We start from the raw sequence: 17928 nt of genomic DNA, 5'->3' as shown, positions 1-17928 counted from the left end.
GTCCTCGCCGCCCTGGCCGAGGCCGGCGCCGCCGCCGCGTCCCCGCCGGCGACCGAGGCGTCGCGACCGGGGCGTGCTATAGCCTCCCCAGGTCTGGCGTCGGGACACGGAGGGCGGCAATGAGCGGACGGACGATCGTCATCACCGGGGCGAGCGACGGCGTCGGCGCCGCCGCGGCGCGGCAACTCGCGCGGCGTGGCGAGAGGGTCGTGATCGTGGGACGCTCGCCGGAGAAGACGGCGGCCGTGGCGCGGGAGCTGGGCGCTCCCGCCCACGTGGCCGACTACGCCTCGCTGGCCCAGGTGCGACGCCTGGCCGCGGAACTGGAGGACGCGTACCCGCGGATCGATGTGCTGGCCAACAACGCGGGCGGCATCATGGGTCCGCGCCGGGTCACGGAGGACGGCAACGAGCTGACGTTCCAGGTGAACCACCTGGCCGGCTTCCTCCTCACCGGCCTGCTGATGGACCGGCTGATCGCCAGCGAGGCATCGATCGTCCAGACCAGCAGCATGGCCGCCCGGGCGTTCGGGCGGATCGACCTCGACGACCTGCAGAACGCCCGCCGGTACTCCCCGCAGGCCGCCTACGGCGCGGCCAAACTGGCCAACATCCTGTTCACCCGCGAACTACACCGCCGCCACCACGCCGACGGGATCGCGGCGGTCGCGTTCCATCCCGGCGTGGTCGCCACCAACTTCGCCGCCTCGGCGCGCACCCCGATGCGGCTCGCGTACCACAGCCCGTTGAAGCACCTGTTCACGATCAGCCCCGAGCGCGGTGCCGACCAGCTGGTCTGGCTCGCCGAGGGCGTCCCCGGGGCGACCTGGCAGCCCGGCCTCTACTACGAGAAGCGCCGGCCGGCCCGCTCGGCGGCCCAGGCGGACGACGCGGACCTCGCCCGCCGCTTCTGGGACGCCTCCGAGCAGTTGCTGGGCGGCGCCTGACCTCCGCGGCGGGCGGGACCTCAGGCCATCAGCGGCACGTACTTGGTGACCACCATCATCACCACGGCCATCAGCCAGACCGCCACGACGAGCACGTCCAGATCGGCGGCGACGAACCGGCGGGCGGCCGCGCTCGCGCGTTCGGGCAGGTAGAGGTTCCCGTCCCTGATGTTGACGTGGGTGAGCGAGGTGAACACCAGGGTCGTCGACAGCGTCACCAGCAGGCACCACGGGCAGAGCGCGCCGATCACGAAGTAGGCCTGGAAGAACAGCCAGTAGGCGAAGACGACACCGATGGTGTAGACGATCTGCGCGGACAGCATGAACCACCGCGGGAATCGCACCCCGCCCAGACTGGCGACCGCGATCGTGATCACGACCGGCTCCGCGACCAGGCCGAGGAACGCATTCGGGAAGCCGAGCAGGCTCGCCTGCCAGGACGTGCCCACCGTCCCGCAGCTGATCACGGCGTTGATGTTGCAGGACAGCGCGGCATGCGGATCGGCGGCCAGGACGATCGCGTCCACCGAGAGCACGAAGGACGCCGTCAGGCTCAGGCACGCCGAGACCAGCATCGTCGCGAAGATCCACGTGTTCGACTGCCGGAGCCGGCTCAGGCCGGACAGCACTCCGACCGGTCTAGGCACTGGCTGCCTGCTCGATCGCCGCGGCCAGGGCGCCGGCGGTGTAGAGGTCGCCGGTGAAGGTCTCGCCGTTGATCTTCACGGTCGGGGTGCCGGTGACACCGTCGTCCCACGCCTGGTCGGTGATCTTGTTCACCCACGGGAGGAAGATCTTCTTCGCGAAGGTGGAGGTGACCTCCTCCGTCACCCCGGCCTGCTTCGCGTACTCGACCAGCTGGGCGTCGGTGAGTCCGGTCGAGCCCTCGGACGGCTGGTTGGCGTAGAGCAGCCTGTCGAACTTCCAGGCCAGCGCGGGATCGGCGTTCGCGATCGTCACGAACGCGTTGGCCGAGCGGGTGGAGTACTCGCTCCCCGAGGACTGGGCGTCGAGGAACGCCATCGGGTGCACTTCGAGCTTCGCGGTTCCCGCTTCGACAGCGGCGTCGAGGTCGTCACCGTTGGCCCGCTCGAACTCGCCGCAGTAGGGGCACATGAAGTCGGAGTAGATGGTGACGGTGACCTTGGCGTCGGCGTTGCCGACCAGGATCGCGCCGCTGTCGGTGGCTCCGGCGGGCGTGACCAGCGAGCCGCTGGCGACGCCCGCCGAGCCGGGCTTGACGATCGCCCAGATGGTCACGGCGAGCATCACCGCGATGACGGCGATCCCCGTGGCCCAGGCGGCCTTGATCGCGATCCCGGTGCGCCGGGTGGCCCGGGCCTGGGCCTCCTGCTGCCGGCGCAGCGCTTCGCGCCGGCTGGTCGTGGGTGTGGATTTCTTGCTGGATGACATGGATCTTCGTTTCCGGGCGCGGACGCCCTGGGCAGAGCTTGTGATGGGAGGGACGGACGGGAACCGTCGCGTGCAGGAACACGGAGCCGCGCGAGGCGGCAGGACATCACAGGCAGGCCGGAGGACCGCGCCGCGGGTTCTCCCGCGTCCGGGCGGCACGGGGGTACTGCGTCCGCACCGGGACGGTCGCGGGCTTCTGCTCGGGGACCAGGAGTGCGGCCAGCCGGACCAGTGCCGCGGCCAGCACGCGGTCGGCCGAGGCGGCCAGCCGTCCCGCCGCGCGCAGCAGGAGCGTCCCGACGGTGAGCAGCAGCGGAAGGACCGCCAGCTGGACGACCAGCGACGCCCCCAGCATCAGCGTCCAGCTGACCACCGTGGTGGGCGCGCTCACGCAGTGGGCGCCGGAGACGAACTCCGTGGTCGCAACGAACTGGTAGAGCGGGTGGCCGGCGTCGAAGCAGGCGACCACGCTGACCCTCGGCAGGCGCTGCAGCGCCGGCAGCAGGCCGAGGATCGTGAGCACGGCTGCGGCCAGTCGCGTCCGGACGCCCGGACGCAGCAGACGGGATCGCAGGGGCTGCACGCGGTCATGCTACCCGTGTACCCTCGAGCCATGCACACCAGCACCGGGCTCGCCGGTTCGCCGAGCAGATTCTGCGCGCGCTGGTGCCTGTGTTGTTGTCGCAGCTTCGCCTGAGCGCGGCAGCCTGAGCGCTGCGGCTCCCCGCGGCGACACCCGTCCCCACCGGTGATCGGTCCAAGGACGCTGCCTGTCCCCCGCGACCACGTCCCTCCCTCCACCGCCCCTGACCGAACGGCAGCCGATATGACCATTTCCCGCGACGACGTCTGGAGCCGCATCCGCACCGAGGTCGCCACCGATGTCCAGGCCGAGCCGGCCCTGGCCAGCTTCCTGCACACCACCGTCCTGTCCCACACCCGGCTGGAGGACGCGCTCAGCTTCATCCTGGCCAGCAAGCTCGGCAGCGAGAACATCACCTCGCTCAGCCTCCGCGAGCTGATCGGGCGGGCCCTGGAGGACGACCGCAGCATCGGCATCGCCGTGCGGGAGGACCTGCGTGCCGTGCTCAGCCGGGATCCGGCCACCCGCGGGTACTCCCAGCCGCTGCTCTACTTCAAGGGCTTCCACGCGCTGCAGGCCTACCGGGTCGCCCACTACTACTGGGTGCACGAGCGTCCGGCGCTCGCCCTGTACCTGCAGAGCAGGATCTCCGAGGTGTTCGCCGTCGACATCCACCCCGGCGCGAGGATCGGCAAGGGCATCATGTTCGACCACGCGACCTCGGTGGTGATCGGCGAGACCGCCGTGGTCGAGGACGACTTCTCGATGCTGCACGAGGTCACCCTCGGGGGCACGGGCAAGGTCGGCGGCGACCGCCACCCCAAGATCGGCAAGGGTGTGATGATCGGGGCGGGGGCCAAGGTGCTGGGCAACATCCGGGTCGGCGAGGGCGCCCGGATCGGCGCCGGGTCGGTGGTTCTCGAGGACGTGCCGCCCTACACCACGGTGGCCGGCATCCCGGCGCGTCCGATCGCCTACCCCGGCCACGCCCTGCCCGCGCTGGACGGGGAGGAGCTGGACCAGTTCACCGAGTCCTGAGGCTCCCGGGGTAGGTTCTCCGCCGTGATGGTGCTGACCTGCCCGAACCCCGCCTGCCTCGGTGTGGTGTTCCTCGAGTCCCTCGTCTGCGACGCCTGCGGGACGCCGCTCGCGCTGCACGCCGCCAGCCGCACGATGGTCGCCGCCACCTCGCCAGACATCCTGGTGGACGGCCGGCTGTGGCATCCGTGCACCAATCGGAGCTGGAACTGCAACTGGCTCGCCGCGGACGGCTCCGGCGCCGGACGCTGCTTCGCCTGCCGGCTGGTGCGGCGGCGGCCCCCCAGCGACGACACGATCTCACTGGAGAAGGTCGCCCTGACGATGCCGCACCTGCGCCGCCTGCTGATCCAGCTGCAGCAGCTCGGCGTGCCCGTCGACCCCCATTTCGAGGCCGACGGCGGTCTCGGCTTCGACCTGCTCTCCTCGCGCTCGTCCAACCAGAAGGTCGTGATCGGCCACGCGAACGGGATCATCACCCTCGACGTGGTGGAGAGCCTGGACGCGGTGCGCGAGCAGTTGCGCGTGCGGCTGCGCGAGCCGTACCGCACGATGCTGGGACACCTGCGCCACGAGGCGGGCCACTACTACCAGTGGATCCTGGTCGAGCAGACCGGCTGGATCACACCGTGCCGGGAACTGTTCGGGGACGAACGCGTCTCCTACACCGACGCGATCGACCGGCACTACCGCACGGGCGCTCCCGACGACTGGCAGGACTCGTTCATCTCCGAGTACGCGACCATGCACCCCTGGGAGGACTTCGCCGAATCCTTCGCCCACTACCTGCACATCACCGACACGCTCAACACCGCGGCCTCCGCCGGGGTGGAGCTGGACGCGTCCCGCCAGACCGTCCCACTGCTGACCGGGCCCGTCACGCCCCGCACGAGCTACGGCCCGGACGACTTCGACGCCCTGGTCCGCGACTGGCGCTGGCTGAGCCTGTTCTTCAACCGGGTGAACCGGGCGATGGGTGCGGCCGACCTCTACCCGTTCCGGATCAGCGAGCCCGTCGTGGCCAAGCTCCGGTTCGTCCACCGCGTGCTCACACAGCTTCCCCCCACACGGATCAGCGTCACCGACGGGTTCCGGCGCCGGGACGCCTGACGCCGGACCGGGCGCGGGACCCCGGGTCGCCGACCTCAACCCTCAACCGAACCCTGAACGGATACTTGAGACCTCTCAGGAACAAACTCCCTAGTCAGAGAGGCGTTGTCGCCCGAAGGGGCGACGCCAACCCTCAAGGGGACCCTTGCCTCCCCCCGGACAACCACGTACCAAAGCACCTGTGAAAACTGTGACGAGAGTGCTGTCCGTGGCCGTTGGGCTTGCCCTGAGCCTCGGGTGTGCCCTTGTCCAGACGCCCCCCGCAGATGCGGTGTCGACCAGCGCCAAGACGAAGTTCATCGCCAGCCTGGTGACCGCGGCCAAGAACACCCAGCGCAAGTTCGGCGTCCCCGCGTCGGTCTCGATCGCGCAGGCCATCGAGGCGTCGGACTGGGGAAGCTCGAGCGTGGTGTCGAAGGCGAAGAACTACTTCGACACCCCCTGCAGCGCGTCGATGACGGCCAAGCAGTTCGCCGCCCTCGCCGACGCGCAGGTGGGCAAGCCGTATGTGCTGGGCGCGGAGGCGGCGATCAGCAACCCCGACCCGGCCAAGTTCGACTGCTCGGAGCTGGTCCAGTGGCTGTTCGGGCGATCGGGCAACCCGATCACCGACCTCGCCGCGTCCCAGTACAACGTCACCAAGAAGGTGACCGGCTCCCCGAAGGTCGGCGATCTCGTCTTCCTGCGCAACAACCCGGCGCGGTCCAACGGCATCGGTCACGTCGCCGTGCTCACCAAGAAGCTCAGCAACGGCGACTGGCGGATCATCGAGGCCCGCGGCCGGGCCTACGGCGTCGTGCGGACCACCCTGAGCTACTGGAAGCAGCGCTCCTACTACGCCGGCCTGCGACGGTACTCCTCGTTCGTGCTCGCCGACGGCGACAGCGTCACCGCGTCCGCGGCAAAGCTCTACCAGACCAGCTGCACGACCATCGGCTCCACCAAGTACGCGACCTTCAGCTCGATGACGAACTCGTTCTACGCGAACGCCGAGGCGATCACGAGCGACTCCGCCTACAAGGCGGCCCGCGCGGCGATGGCGAGCATCCCGAAGTTCGTCGACGAGATCGCGAAGGTCGTCCGGCCCAAGGACGCCGCCGACTACGCCAAGACCATCGACGGCCTGATCGACACCTACAACCTGACCGACTACGACGTGGTGCCGATCAAGATCGTCCTGGAGTCCGGCGACTCCGGGTTCCGGGTGACGGCGCTGCAGTACCTGCTCAAGGCCGCCGGCTACAGCACCACGATCACCGGCAAGTTCGATTCCGGAACCACCTCGGCGGTGAAGAAGTTCCAGAAGGCGCAGAAGCTCGAGGTCGACGGCCAGGCCGGCCAGTACACCCTCGACGCACTGTTCGCCAAGCTGTCCTCCGGTGACTCGGGCACCAGGGTGAGCGCGCTGAACGCCCTGCTCGCCGGACTCGGCTACACCACCACCTCCGGCAGCAGCTTCGGGAGTGCGACGACGGCGTCCCTGAAGTCCTTCCAGACCACGGCCGGACGCAGCGCGAGCGGCACCGCCGACAACAACACCTGGGCCGCCCTGTTCATGGCGCTGGACTCCACCCAGCCGACCGTCGGCGGCAATGCGAAGGTCGGCCAGACCCTCACCGCGGCGGCCGGATCATGGGGTCCGGGAACGGTGAGCCTCTCCTACCAGTGGTACCGCGGCAAGGCGGCGATCAGCGGCGCGTCCGCGGCGACCTACGCCGTGCAGGGTGACGACGCCGGCTCCGCCCTCAGTGTCGTGGTGACCGGCATGCGTACCGGGTACACCCTGACCGCGCGCACCTCGAGCGCCACCGACACGGTCGACGACGGCACGTTCACCACCGCGCCGGCCCCGACGGTCAGCGGCAGCGCGAAGGTCGGCGGGACCCTGACCGCGACGGCCGGCACCTGGAAGCCCACCCCGACCGCGCTGTCCTACCAGTGGCTGCGCGACGGCACGGAGATCGACAAGGCGACCAAGGCGACCTACACCGTTCGGGCGGCCGACGCCGGGGCGACGCTGACCGTGTCGGTCACGGCGACCCGCGACGGCTACAAGACCGTGACCAAGACCTCCTCCGATACGGACGCGGTCGCCAAGGGCACGCTGAGCGGCAAGACCCCGAAGATCTCCGGCTCCCGCAGCGTGGGGCACAAGCTGACGGCCATCCGCGGCACCTGGGGTCCGACGGGGCTGAAGATCGGCTACCAGTGGTACCGCGGCAGCAAGCCGATCAGCGGCGCCACCGGCAAGACCTACAAGCTGACGAAGTCCGACAAGGGCAAGCGGCTGACGGTCGTCGTCACCGGCACGCTGGACGGCTACACCACGCTGGCGAAGCGCTCGGCCGAGACCGGGAAGATCGCCGGCTGAACCCCGGGTCGTTCCGGCCGGATCACCACGCGCCGCTCGCGCACTTCCCGGTGATCTTGTAGGGCAGGAGCTCGGAGGTGGTCTTGCCGTCCCTGGTCTCCTTGGCGGTGAGCTTGCCGGAGATCGTGAACGACGAGCCCGATCCGGTCAGGGCGGCCGAAGTCCCCTTGGCCGGCTCGGACCCGGAGTAGCCGAGCTTCCAGGTGAACCCCTCGGAGTCCTCGCCGAACGCGCCGTCGATCGAGGCCACCGAGGTCCGCGAGGAGTCGAACACGACGGTCAGGTCGACCGTCTGGTACCACTCGTTGTCGTGGTCGGCGAGCGTGACCGTCGGGGAGCCGGACACCGTCCTGCACGTGCCGACGAGCTTCTTGGTCACGGTCATGTAGAGGGCCAGGCTGCCGGTCGCCTTCACCGACGCCGTGGTCGGCGTCGCGGACGCGGAGGCAGTGGTCGATGACGTCGGTGAGGTCGACGGGGTCGACGACGCGGTCGACGCCGTCGACGGGGTGATCGTCTGGATCGGTTTCGGGCTGAAGTCGTTGCCTCCGGTCCCCGCGCAGGCGGCCAGCGTCACGGCCAGCCCGGTCCCGAGGACCACGGCGCACGCACTCCCCCAACGCCTCACCGACGGTCGCCGCCCGGCCTTCTGCACATCGTCTGCCACCTTCCCATCGTCCTGCCTGCATCCCGCCCCCTGCGGCAGGACGCGCCGGGCGCCTGCCGTATCGGCACCGGCCACCGCTCAGCGACCGGCGGCCACGCCCGTCGCCGGGGGTTCGGCAGGGTTCCCCTCGACCCGCAGGTCCATGTCGGCGACGACATGGCTCAGCCCCCGGTGGTGCCGCGACGCGAACAGCATCACCAGGCTCGCGCCGGCGAAGGCGAGTTCAACGGGCGCGACCTCCACCAGCGGCCCACTGACGACGAGGTAGCCGCCCACTCCGAAGGCGAACTTGAGCAGCCGGCTGCGCAGTTCGCGTCCCGGCTTCGCCACCGGCTCGAGCTGGACGGCGGCCTCGCCGATGGTCCGTCCCCTCACCAGCACCCAGTAGCCCTCCAGGGCCGCCGGCACACCGTAGGCGAGAAGGTTGTCGACCCACCCGGGCAGGCTGTCCAGTGGCCACAGCAGCACGTAGAGCGCGAACGCCCGCCAGGCGATGGCGAGCGAGTAGCCCACGACGGCGACCACCGCGAGGTCGGCGAGCACGCCGACGAGCCGGCGCCCGACGGTGACCGCGGTCGCGGGAGGGACCGCGGGCCGCCGCCGGAGCAGCGCCACGATCGGCAGTGCGAAGAGCGAACCGAGCAGGGCGCCCGTGGTGTTCAGCAGCAGGTCGTCCACGTCGAACACCCGGTACGCGCAGCGGTACAACCCCCAGATGCCGGTCTTCTGGGTGAACTCGATCGCGAGGGAGACGAGCAGGCCGGTCAGCGTCGCCACCACCACGCCCCGCCTGAGCAGAACCCGGAGCAGGAAGCCGAGCGGGAGGAAGAACACGACGTTGAACACCGCCTGCAACAACGCCCGGTTGTGCAGGAGCAGGCGGCCGTCGGTGCGGATGTCGTCGACGAACTGGAACAGGTGCAGGTTCGCCCGGACGCAGGTGTAGGACGGCGACTCCGGCAGTGGGACCAGCGTGTAGCTCCACAGCGCCACCGCGTAGACCGCCACCGCGAACAGGATCAGCAGGTCCACCGCACGCAGCCGGCCTGCTCTGCGATAGAGCAGCACCGCGACCGGCAGGAACGCGACCACGGCGAGCAGGCCGCCCACCAGCAGGGCCACCCAGGTGCTCGGGCCGAACTGATGGAGCATCAATCCCTCCCTGCGGCTCGCGGTGCCACCACTCTAGATATCCCAGGGGCCGACGGATGCACTCCCATGAGAAGGCTGCCGGTGCTGTTCCGGGCGGGGACGTGCCGGTCGGGACGAGCCGCGAGGCCGCAGCGTGTGGGCGGGAGCGGGCCCGGTGCCCCGAGGGCCAGCCCTCGGGGCGATTGTTCAGCAGTCTTCTGGGTGCCCGATCGCGCCGCAGCCATCCGGTATTCTCCGGCGCGGTCCACGCGCGAGGTGGGAGGTGCCCGGATGACCTGGCGGATGCCGGCGGAGACGGAGCCGCACGACCGCACGTGGATGGCCTGGCCCGGCGGGGGGTACACCCTGGGCGCCACGGCGGCGGAAGCGGAGTCGGCGCGGCGGGCGTGGGCAGGCGTGGCGAACGCGGTCGTCGAACACGAGCCGCTGACCATGCTGGTGCCGCCGCAGGCGCTCGCGGACGCCCGGCGCCGACTGTCCTCGGCCGTCGAACTGGTCGAACAGCCACTGAACGACGCGTGGTACCGGGACAGCGGTCCGACGTTCGTCGTCGACGCCGATGGCCGGCTCGGCGCGGTGAACTGGGTGTTCAACGGCTGGGGCGGCCAGTCATGGGCGCGCTGGGAGCTCGACGCGGACGCGAGCCTGGTGGCCACGTCGGCGAGCGGGGCGGTACGGATCGACTCACCGCTGGTGAACGAGGGCGGCGGAATCCACACCGACGGCGCGGGAACGCTGCTGGTGACCAGCACCGTCCAACTCGACCCCGGCCGCAATCCGGGCTGGACCCGGGATCGGGTGGAGGCGGAGCTGGCCCGCACCCTCGGGGCTCGAGCGGTGATCTGGCTGAACCGCGGGCTGCAGCGGGACTCCGCGACCTTCGGCACCCGGGGGCACGTCGACCTCCTCGCCACTTTCGCCGCGCCCGGAACCGTGCTGGTGCACGACCAGCGAGATCCCGGCCACCCGGACCACGCGGTGAGCCGCGAACTGATCGAGACTCTCGCCGCCGCGACGGACGCGGAAGGCAGGACGCTCACCCTGGTGCGGCTACCCGCTCCCCGCGCCACCAGGGATGCCGAGGGCTGGGTCGACCACAGCTACGTGAATCACTTCGTGCTCAACGGGGCGGTGGTGATGGGCAGCTTCGCGGATCCCGCCGACGCCGAGGCGGCCGAGATCCTCGCCGACGCCTACCCGGGGCGGCGGATCGTGCGGGTCGACGCCCGGCCACTGTTCAGCCGCGGCGGCGGCGTCCACTGCATCACCCAGCAGCAGCCGACCGTCCGGACCGCTGCAGCCGGCCCGACCCGGGCCTCCGGCACCGACCGAGGAGAACCCCTGTGAAGACCGTCGTCGCGCCCGTCCTGGACTCCCCCGCCAGGGTGCGTGACAGCGACCGCCCGCCCCTGGTCGTCGGGCTCGTCCAGACGCGCTGGCACGCCGACCCCGCCGAGCACAGGGCTGTGCTCGCCGACGGCATCGCTTCTGCGGCGGCCGCGGGCGCGGAGGTGGTCTTCCTTCCCGAGCTCACCCTGCTGCGCTACCCCGCCGACACCAGGCCCGACGGCGTCCCGGCGGCGCTGGCCGAGGACCTCGGGGCCGGGCCGACCGCGAGCTTCGCCAGAGCGATGGCTGCCGAGCACGGCGTGCTGGTGCACGCCTCGCTGTACGAGCGCGCCGACGGCCCGGACGGGCGCGGGTTCAACACCGCCGTGCTGGCCGGACCCGACGGGACGCTGCTCGCCCGCACCCGCAAGCTGCACATCCCGGTGACGGCCGGCTACCACGAGGACCTGTACTTCCGCCCCGGGCCGGCCGACGACCCGTACCCCGTGACCACGCTCAGCCGCCCGTCCGCAGCCAGAGTGGGGCTGCCGACCTGCTGGGACGAGTGGTTCCCCGAGGTTGCACGGGCGTACGGCCTCGCCGGGGCGGAGGTGCTGGCCTACCCGACGGCGATCGGATCCGAACCGGACCACCCGGGCTTCGACACCGAACCGTTGTGGCGTCAGGTGATCGTGGCCAACGGCATCACCGCGGGCCTGTTCATGGTCGTGCCGAACCGGTGGGGGGACGAGGGCCTGGTCCGGTTCTACGGATCCTCGTTCATCTCCGACCCCTACGGCCGCGTCCTGGTTCGAGCGCCCCGGGACGGCGACGTCGTCCTCGTCGCCTCCCTCGATCTCGCCCAGTGCAGGAACTGGCTGGAGCTGTTCCCTTTCCCGGCGACCCGGCGTCCGGACACCTACGGCCCGCTGGTCGTCCCGACGACGACCCCTGGCCCGGCCGGTGGCTGACCCAGGAACCAGCCGGACGGGCCGAGCGCGGTGTGCAGCCTCGGCACATACTGGTCGAAGTACACCCGGGCGATCAGTTCACGTCGACTGCGGACGCCGGCCTTGTCGAAGACCGACTTCAGGTGGTCCTGCACGGTGTAGGCCGACAGGTACAGCTGGGCGGCGATCTCCTTGGTGTCCACGCCCTGCAGCACCAGCTGCGTGATGTCCCGCTCGCGCGGTGTGAGCCCGAACGCGGCCACGACGAGGGGCACGATCTCGGGCGGCCGCGCCTCCTCGATGGTGACCACCACCTCGCCGCAGGACCCGTCCTTCGCGCTGAGCATGGTCGCGTGGAGCACCAGCCACCGGCCGTCGGCGGCGCGGATCCTGCTGCGTGCCGGGACGGCCGTCTCTCCGCGCGCGTACCGGCGGGCAGCTCCGATGACCGACCCGATCACTCCCGCGGTGCCGGCGGTGCCGTCGATGAGACCGGCCAGCCGTTCGCTCGCACCCGACGACATCCGGACGATCTCGTCAGTGGCGTCGACGATCAGCACGATCGGCCCGGCCGGGCTGCACCGGGAGTCGCCCAGGCCGGCCAGCAGGCCGCTGCGCAGGCCGAGCGCGAAACTGCCGCTGAGCGACCCCAGATAGTCGACCTCGTCGGCGTCGAACCGCGCGTCGGCCCCGTCGCGGAACAGTGCGATTCCCGCCCAGACCTGACCACGGTCGTCCCGGCAGATCGCGCGCAGCTCGTCCACGAAGCCGAAGTACGGCCGCATGAACTCCTCGATCCGGATCGACGGCTCGACGCTCACCGTCCTGGCCCGAATCCCGGCGGCGAGCACTCCGGTTGCCCGCAGCTGCAGCAGCGCAGTGGGTTCGCTGGCGCCGTACTCCACCAGGCCCCACTCGTGGTCGTGGGTGTCGACACCATGCAGGTTGCCGAGCTTGAAAGTACTGGTCGGGAGCCCGGTGCTGGGATCGAGGGGGCAGACGCAGGCGCCATCGAAGGGGAGCGCGCGGCCGAGCGACACCATCGCCTCGGTGAGGAAGGTGTCCAGGTCCAGGCCGGCGCGGGCGAGCACCTCGACGTCCCTGCGGACGCGTTCAGCGGCCAGAGCCTTCGCCATGCTCCCGAGTGTGCCGTCGTGGCACGGGCCGCGCCATCCCACAAAGCTGGGAAGTCCTACCACTCCCATCGATGGGACCCGGGGTTCCCCAGTGCGGGGGGATCGTGCCCGCCGTCCCGGCCACGGCAGGCTCGGCGCACCGAACGAGACAGGAGTCAAGGATGATGATCGACGCCCCCGCCCCGATGCCCGATTCGAGGGCGGAGGCGCTTCGCGGCCTGTGCGCCGGGCGCGTCTTCCTGGCCGGTGATCCCGGCTACGAAGCGGCCTGCACCCCGTGGAACGTGGCGCTGACCCAGCGTCCCGCCGCGGTCGCCGTCCCGACGAGCGTCGAGGAGGTCGTCGAGTTGGTTCGGGCCGCAGTCGGCGCCGGCCTGCGGATCGTTCCACAGAGTACGGGCCACGGCGCGGGTGCGCTCGCAGGCCGCTTCGAGGGGGCCGTCCTGCTGCGACTGTCGGACCTCACCGGAGTGACGGTCGACGGCGGACGGCGGGTGGCCCGCATCGTCGGCGCCACCGTGTGGGGGGAGGTGTCAGCGGCCGCCGCCGCCCACGGCCTCGCCGTCATGCACGGCAGTTCGCCCGATGTCGCGGCGGCCGGCTACTGCCTGGGCGGCGGCCTGTCCTGGTACGGCCGCAGGCACGGACTGGCCTGCAACCGGTTGGTGGCCGTCGACATCGTGCTCGCCGACGGGACCCTCGTCCGGGCCGACGCCGACCACCATCCAGATCTGTTCTGGGCGCTGCGCGGCGGGGGCGGCAGCTTCGGCGTGGTGACCGCTGTGGAGATCGGACTGCTGCCGTACGCCGACGCCTACGCAGGGATGCTCGGGTGGGACGGGTCGCGCGCGGCCGAGGTGTGCCGGGCCTGGGCGGAGTGGACCCACGGCCTGGCTGAGGACGCGACCACGTCGTTGCGGCTGTTGAGCATTCCGCCGCTACCCGAACTGCCGCCGTTCATCCGGGGACGACAGCTGGTCGCGATCGACGGCGCGGTCCTGGCCGACGACGAGGATGCCGTCCGCCTGCTCGAGCCGCTGCGCGCGCTCGGGCCCGAGATCGACACCTTCGCACGGGTGCCGGCACCGGCCCTGGGTCGCATCCATCTCGATCCGGAGGGACCGACACCGGCGGTCTCCGGCCACCTCGTGCTGGACGATTTCGATGCGGCCGCGGTGGACGCCTACGTCGGCGCGGCCGGCGCGGACTCGGGCACCACCCTGTTGAGCGCGGAGATCCGCCACCTCGGTGGCGCGCTCGGACGCCCGGCGCGGGGCGGCGGTGCGCTGGACCGGCTCCCCGGCGAGTACGCGGCCTACTTCGTAGCCGTCGCCGCCACCCCCGAGCTCGGCGCTCAGGGCAGGAGGGACGCCGCGAGGGCCGCGGAGGCGCTGCGCCCGTGGTCGAGCGGGCACCGCGTCCTCAACTTCACCGACGAAGCGGTCGACGCCGCGTCCGCGTTCCCGCCGGGGACGCTGGGCCGGCTGCGAGCCGTCCGGGACCGGGTCGACCCGTCCGGAGCGTTCGTGGCCAACCACGCGTTGTGACCGTCCGGCGTCCGGACACCTACGGCCCGCTCACCTCAGGGTGGACCTCGAGCACCTGACCGTCCGGATCGGTGACGACCACCTTCGGGCCGGCCTCGTCCACCTCGAGGCGCGCGCCGTGTCCGTTCGCCCGCAGGCGTGCGGCCAGCGCGTCCAGCGGCTCGGCGGTCTCGAACCCGAGCCCGACAAGGGCCGGGTGGTCGAGCCAGTCCCCACCGGGCGCCTCTGTGGGCGCAGGCCCGCCCTGCCGTCCGGCGTGGAGCCCGATCGCCCCTGCCTGCGACCCTGCCTCCAGGACACACCACCAGGGGTCCTCGAGCGAGCCAGCCGGACGGAAGCCGAGGCAGGCGAACAGCGCCGCGTCCGCGGTGAAGTTGTCGCTGTACCGCACGGCGAGCACCCGGATCGGTGACGGGCCCGCGGAGCCCCCGTCGTCCTCGCTCCCGAAAGGCGGCTTTGCTCCCGGAATTCGGGGAGCAAGGCCGCCTTTCGGGAGCAAACGCGCGGGGAGCGAGCGATAGCCATGCAGGTCGGCGGGGTGCGCCTCGTTGAGGCCGACCGCTCCGATGGCGGGCAGCCACACCGCACCCTGCATGCCGTAGGCCTCGTCCCACGTGGTGGCGTCGAGACCGGTGTCGGCGAGCGCGGCAGCCCCGTCCGGCAGGTCCGCCAGCAGGACGTTCAGCGTCGTGAGGCCCGTGCCCGATCCGTCCGGCTCCGCGGCGTGAACGGCGACGCTCCCCGCAGAGCCGTCCAGCACCACGTACTCGCCGTCCACGCTCTCCCGCACCCGACGCAGGCCGAGCACGGCGAGGAAGTCAGCCATCGCCGCGACGTCCGCGCTGAAGCGCATCGGCAGCACGCGAGCGTCCAGGTTCATCTCGGGTCCCTTCCCTCCAGGTAGCTCCGCAGCGCCGTCTCGACGACCGCGGAGAGACTGCGCCCCTCGTCGATCGCGGCGTGCTTGACCTCCCGGACCAGGTCGGGCGGCAGATACACGTTGAACTGAACCTTGGCGGCTCCACCCTCTGCACTCATGCTAGAACACTAGCACTCTAGCTATCAATCCAGGCGTGCGAAGTCGATCGTGTGCAGAACCAGCTCGCCGGCGCGGTCGCACTCGTCGAGGTCGATCCGGGCGGTGATCGACCAGTCGTGGTCGCCCTCAGGATCGTCGATGATCTGGCGAACCTCCCAGACCCGGGCGCGCTCGGTGATCACGAGCAGGGCGGGGCCGCGGGCGTCCGCGTCGGTGGGGAGCGCCTCGTGGTCGTCCCAGTACTCCCCCAGCGCCTCGTCCCACCGGTTCCGCCCCATCGGCCCGCCGGGCTCCAGCGCGGCCAGGCCGTCCACGTCATCGGACGCGGCGAGTTCCACCCTGCGGAACATCGCGTTGCGGACGAGCACCCGGAACGCCCGGACGTTGCTGGTCACCGTCTGCGGCGGGCGTACCTCCACCACCTCGTCCGGGCCGGCAGCCGACAACCCGGCCAGTTCCTCCCACTCGTCCAGCAGCGAGGAGTCGGTGAGCCGGGTGACCTCGCCCAGCCACTCGATGATGTCCTCCAGGTCCTCGGTGCGCAGGCTCTCCGGCACGGTCTGGCGCAACGCCCGGTAGGCGTCGGAGAGGTAGCGCAGCAGGAGGCCCTCACTGCGCTGCAGTTTGTAGAAACCCACGTACTCGCCGAACGTCATCGCCCGCTCGAACAGGTCGCGCACCACCGACTTCGGCTTCACGGGACTCTCGGCCAGCCACGGGTGGGCGGCCAGCTCCGCGGTGTGCACCACCTCCAGCAGGTCGGCCAGCGGACGCGGCCAGGTCACCTCGTCGAGGATCTCCATCCGCTCCTCGTAGTCGTAGCCGTCGGCCTTCAGCTCGGCGACCGCCTCGCCGCGTTCCCGGAACTGCTGGGCGAGCAGGATCACCATCGGGTCCTCCAGCGTCGCCTCGATCACGCTCACCACGTCGAGCGCATAACCCGGCGCGTCGGGATCGAGCCGGACCATCGCGGCCAGGGCGAGCGCGCTGAGCGGCTGGTTGAGGGCGAAGTTGTGCTGCAGGTCGACCGCCAGCGCGTAGCGGCGTCCACCGGCAGTCGGCTCGTCCCGCCGCACCACCACCCCCGCTCGCAGCAGCGAGCGTCCCATCGCCGCTGCCCTGCGCAGCAGCCTCTGGCGCACCGGACGCTCGCTCGTGCACGAGTCGACCAGCGACACCAGCGCGGACCCGGTGTCCTCGTCGCGCTGCAGCAGGTTCAGCAGCATCGCGTGGGTGACCCGCATCCGGGCGTGCAGCGGTTCCGGCTCGGAGTCGATCAGCTTCGTGAACGTCGCCTCGGTATAGTTCACCACCCCCTCGGGCGGCTTCTTGCGCCGCACCGAACGCAGCTTCTTCTCGTCCCCGGCGAACTTGGCCAGGATCCGGCTGTTCTCCACCTCGTGGTCCGGCGCCTGAGCCACCACGTAGCCGACCGTGTCGAAGCCGGGACGACCGGCCCGTCCGGCGATCTGGTGGAACTCGCGGCTGCGCAGGACGCGACTGCGGCGCCCGTCGAACTTGGTCAGCGCGGCGAACAGCACGGTGCGGATCGGCACGTTGATGCCCACGCCGAGGGTGTCGGTGCCGCAGATCACGGTCAGCAGGCCGCGCTGGGCGAGCGTCTCGACCAGCCGGCGGTAGCGCGGCAGCATCCCGGCGTGGTGCACGGCGACGCCCGCGTGCAGCAGGGTGGACAGGGTCTTCCCGAAGCCGCCGGAGAACCGGAAGCCGCGCAGCGCGTCCACCAGTTCGGCGCGGTGAGTGCGGTCGACGATGCCGGAACTGAGCAGCGCCTGGGCGCGGTCGACGGCGCCGCCCTGGGTGGCGTGGACGACGTACACCGGCGCCTGCCGGTCGTCGACCAGGGTCTGGATCGTCTCGTGCACGGGCGTGGTCGCCCAGGAGTACACCAGGGGGACGGGGCGGACGGCCCCGCCGACGATGGTGGCGGGGCGCCCCGTGCGCCGCTCGAGGGCCGTCGCCGTCTCGCGCATGTCGCCGAGGGTGGCGGACATGAGCACGAACCGGGCCTGCGGGAGTTCGACCAGGGGCACCTGCCAGGCCCAGCCGCGGTCGCGGTCGGCGAGAAAGTGGAACTCGTCCATCACGACCGTCTCGACCCGGGCGGTCCGCCCCTCCCTCAGCGCGATGTTGGCCAGGATCTCGGCCGTGCAGCACACGATCGGAGCCTCGGCGTTCACCGAGGCGTCACCGGTGACCATGCCCACGTTGCTCGCCCCGAAGACCGCGCACAGGGCGAAGAACTTCTCGCTCACCAGCGCCTTGATCGGTGCGGTGTAGTAGCTCCGCCCGCCCGCGGCGAGGGTGGCGAAGTGCGCGGCCGTGGCGATCAGCGACTTCCCCGACCCGGTCGGCGTGGTGACGATCACGTTCGCCCCGGTGAGGATGTCGATGACCGCCTCGTCCTGGTGCGGGTACAGCTCGATGCCGTCCGCGGCCGCCCACCCGGTGAAGGCGTCGTACAGCGCGTCGGGGTCGGTGGGCTCGGAGGGGATCAGCTCGGTGAGTCGCATGGCGCAGCCATCGTCCCACCCCCGCGGGGCGGGCGCGGAACCGCCCTCGGCGCAGCCCGGTGTCCGGAACGAGGGCGACCTCGGCGCGGGCGCGTCCGGACCGGCGGACACC

The 17928-nt window shown here is 71.3% G+C and carries 16 protein-coding genes; 7 read left to right on the top strand and 9 right to left on the bottom strand.

Annotated features, from left to right (window positions below; translation table 11 throughout):
- Nucleotides 1-119 precede the first annotated feature (119 nt).
- Nucleotides 120-947, top strand: coding sequence for an SDR family NAD(P)-dependent oxidoreductase (locus QM633_RS15600; RefSeq protein ID WP_415154684.1), 828 nt, complete (start codon nt 120-122; stop codon nt 945-947).
- 20 nt (nt 948-967) lie between these two features.
- Here QM633_RS15600 and QM633_RS15595 read toward each other — a convergent pair whose 3' ends face one another.
- The 3 genes from QM633_RS15595 to QM633_RS15585 form a co-directional block, all read right to left on the bottom strand.
- The gene (locus QM633_RS15595) at nt 968-1594 is read right to left on the bottom strand and encodes a vitamin K epoxide reductase family protein (RefSeq protein ID WP_415154683.1); all 627 of its coding nucleotides are present in this window, start codon (nt 1592-1594) and stop codon (nt 968-970) included.
- Nucleotides 1587-2360, bottom strand: coding sequence for a DsbA family protein (locus QM633_RS15590; protein WP_415154682.1), 774 nt, complete (start codon nt 2358-2360; stop codon nt 1587-1589). Before QM633_RS15590 ends, QM633_RS15595 begins: the two co-directional genes overlap by 8 nt.
- 106 nt (nt 2361-2466) lie before the next feature.
- Nucleotides 2467-2943 (bottom strand): hypothetical protein, encoded by a 477-nt coding sequence (locus QM633_RS15585; RefSeq protein WP_415154681.1) that lies wholly within the window; start codon nt 2941-2943, stop codon nt 2467-2469.
- 243 nt (nt 2944-3186) lie between these two features.
- On the opposite strand from QM633_RS15585, the gene cysE reads away from it, so the two are divergent.
- The 3 genes from cysE to QM633_RS15570 all read left to right on the top strand — a co-directional run bounded on the left by cysE (nt 3187) and on the right by QM633_RS15570 (nt 7462).
- The gene (gene cysE / locus QM633_RS15580; protein WP_415154680.1) at nt 3187-3981 is read left to right on the top strand and encodes a serine O-acetyltransferase; all 795 of its coding nucleotides are present in this window, start codon (nt 3187-3189) and stop codon (nt 3979-3981) included.
- 27 nt (nt 3982-4008) lie between these two features.
- On the top strand, nt 4009-5091 hold the full coding sequence (locus tag QM633_RS15575; RefSeq protein WP_415154685.1) for a putative zinc-binding metallopeptidase: 1083 nt from the start codon (nt 4009-4011) through the stop codon (nt 5089-5091).
- Nucleotides 5092-5362: 271 nt separating this feature from the next.
- A complete protein-coding gene (locus QM633_RS15570) occupies nt 5363-7462 on the top strand; it encodes a peptidoglycan-binding protein (RefSeq protein ID WP_415154679.1) in 2100 nt (699 codons plus the stop codon).
- A gap of 22 nt (nt 7463-7484) precedes the next feature.
- Here QM633_RS15570 and QM633_RS15565 read toward each other — a convergent pair whose 3' ends face one another.
- Nucleotides 7485-8129 (bottom strand): hypothetical protein, encoded by a 645-nt coding sequence (locus QM633_RS15565; RefSeq protein WP_415154678.1) that lies wholly within the window; start codon nt 8127-8129, stop codon nt 7485-7487.
- A 78-nt stretch (nt 8130-8207) separates the two neighbouring features.
- A complete protein-coding gene (locus QM633_RS15560; protein WP_415154677.1) occupies nt 8208-9281 on the bottom strand; it encodes a VanZ family protein in 1074 nt (357 codons plus the stop codon).
- Nucleotides 9282-9551: 270 nt separating this feature from the next.
- Here QM633_RS15560 and QM633_RS15555 point away from each other — a divergent pair, with 270 nt between their 5' ends.
- Nucleotides 9552-10628 (top strand): agmatine deiminase family protein, encoded by a 1077-nt coding sequence (locus tag QM633_RS15555; RefSeq protein ID WP_415154676.1) that lies wholly within the window; start codon nt 9552-9554, stop codon nt 10626-10628.
- A complete protein-coding gene (locus QM633_RS15550) occupies nt 10625-11581 on the top strand; it encodes a nitrilase-related carbon-nitrogen hydrolase (RefSeq protein ID WP_415154675.1) in 957 nt (318 codons plus the stop codon). Before QM633_RS15555 ends, QM633_RS15550 begins: the two co-directional genes overlap by 4 nt.
- On the opposite strand, the gene QM633_RS15545 is transcribed toward QM633_RS15550, so the two are convergent.
- Complete coding sequence (locus QM633_RS15545; protein ID WP_415154674.1) at nt 11530-12696, bottom strand: LuxR C-terminal-related transcriptional regulator; 1167 nt, start codon at nt 12694-12696, stop codon at nt 11530-11532. The genes QM633_RS15550 and QM633_RS15545 overlap by 52 nt on opposite strands.
- A gap of 161 nt (nt 12697-12857) precedes the next feature.
- Here QM633_RS15545 and QM633_RS15540 point away from each other — a divergent pair, with 161 nt between their 5' ends.
- Nucleotides 12858-14243 carry an FAD-binding oxidoreductase gene (locus QM633_RS15540; RefSeq protein ID WP_415154673.1) on the top strand — a complete coding sequence of 462 codons (1386 nt, stop codon included), beginning with the start codon at nt 12858-12860 and terminating at the stop codon, nt 14241-14243.
- Between the two features lie 19 nt (nt 14244-14262).
- Here the strand turns inward: QM633_RS15540 and QM633_RS15535 are convergent, their stop codons facing one another.
- The 3 genes from QM633_RS15535 to QM633_RS15525 are packed head-to-tail and all read right to left on the bottom strand — an operon-like array spanning nt 14263 to nt 17816.
- On the bottom strand, nt 14263-15123 hold the full coding sequence (locus tag QM633_RS15535) for a VOC family protein (RefSeq protein ID WP_415154672.1): 861 nt from the start codon (nt 15121-15123) through the stop codon (nt 14263-14265).
- The gene (locus QM633_RS15530) at nt 15120-15281 is read right to left on the bottom strand and encodes a CopG family transcriptional regulator (RefSeq protein ID WP_415154671.1); all 162 of its coding nucleotides are present in this window, start codon (nt 15279-15281) and stop codon (nt 15120-15122) included. Before QM633_RS15530 ends, QM633_RS15535 begins: the two co-directional genes overlap by 4 nt.
- A gap of 24 nt (nt 15282-15305) precedes the next feature.
- Complete coding sequence (locus tag QM633_RS15525; protein WP_415154670.1) at nt 15306-17816, bottom strand: DEAD/DEAH box helicase; 2511 nt, start codon at nt 17814-17816, stop codon at nt 15306-15308.
- Between the last annotated feature and the right edge of the window lie 112 nt (nt 17817-17928).

The sequence above is a fragment of the Propionicimonas sp. genome (assembly GCF_047606205.1).
GTDB lineage: Bacteria > Actinomycetota > Actinomycetes > Propionibacteriales > Propionibacteriaceae > Propionicimonas.
This window is presented reverse-complemented; position numbering and strand designations above follow the sequence as displayed.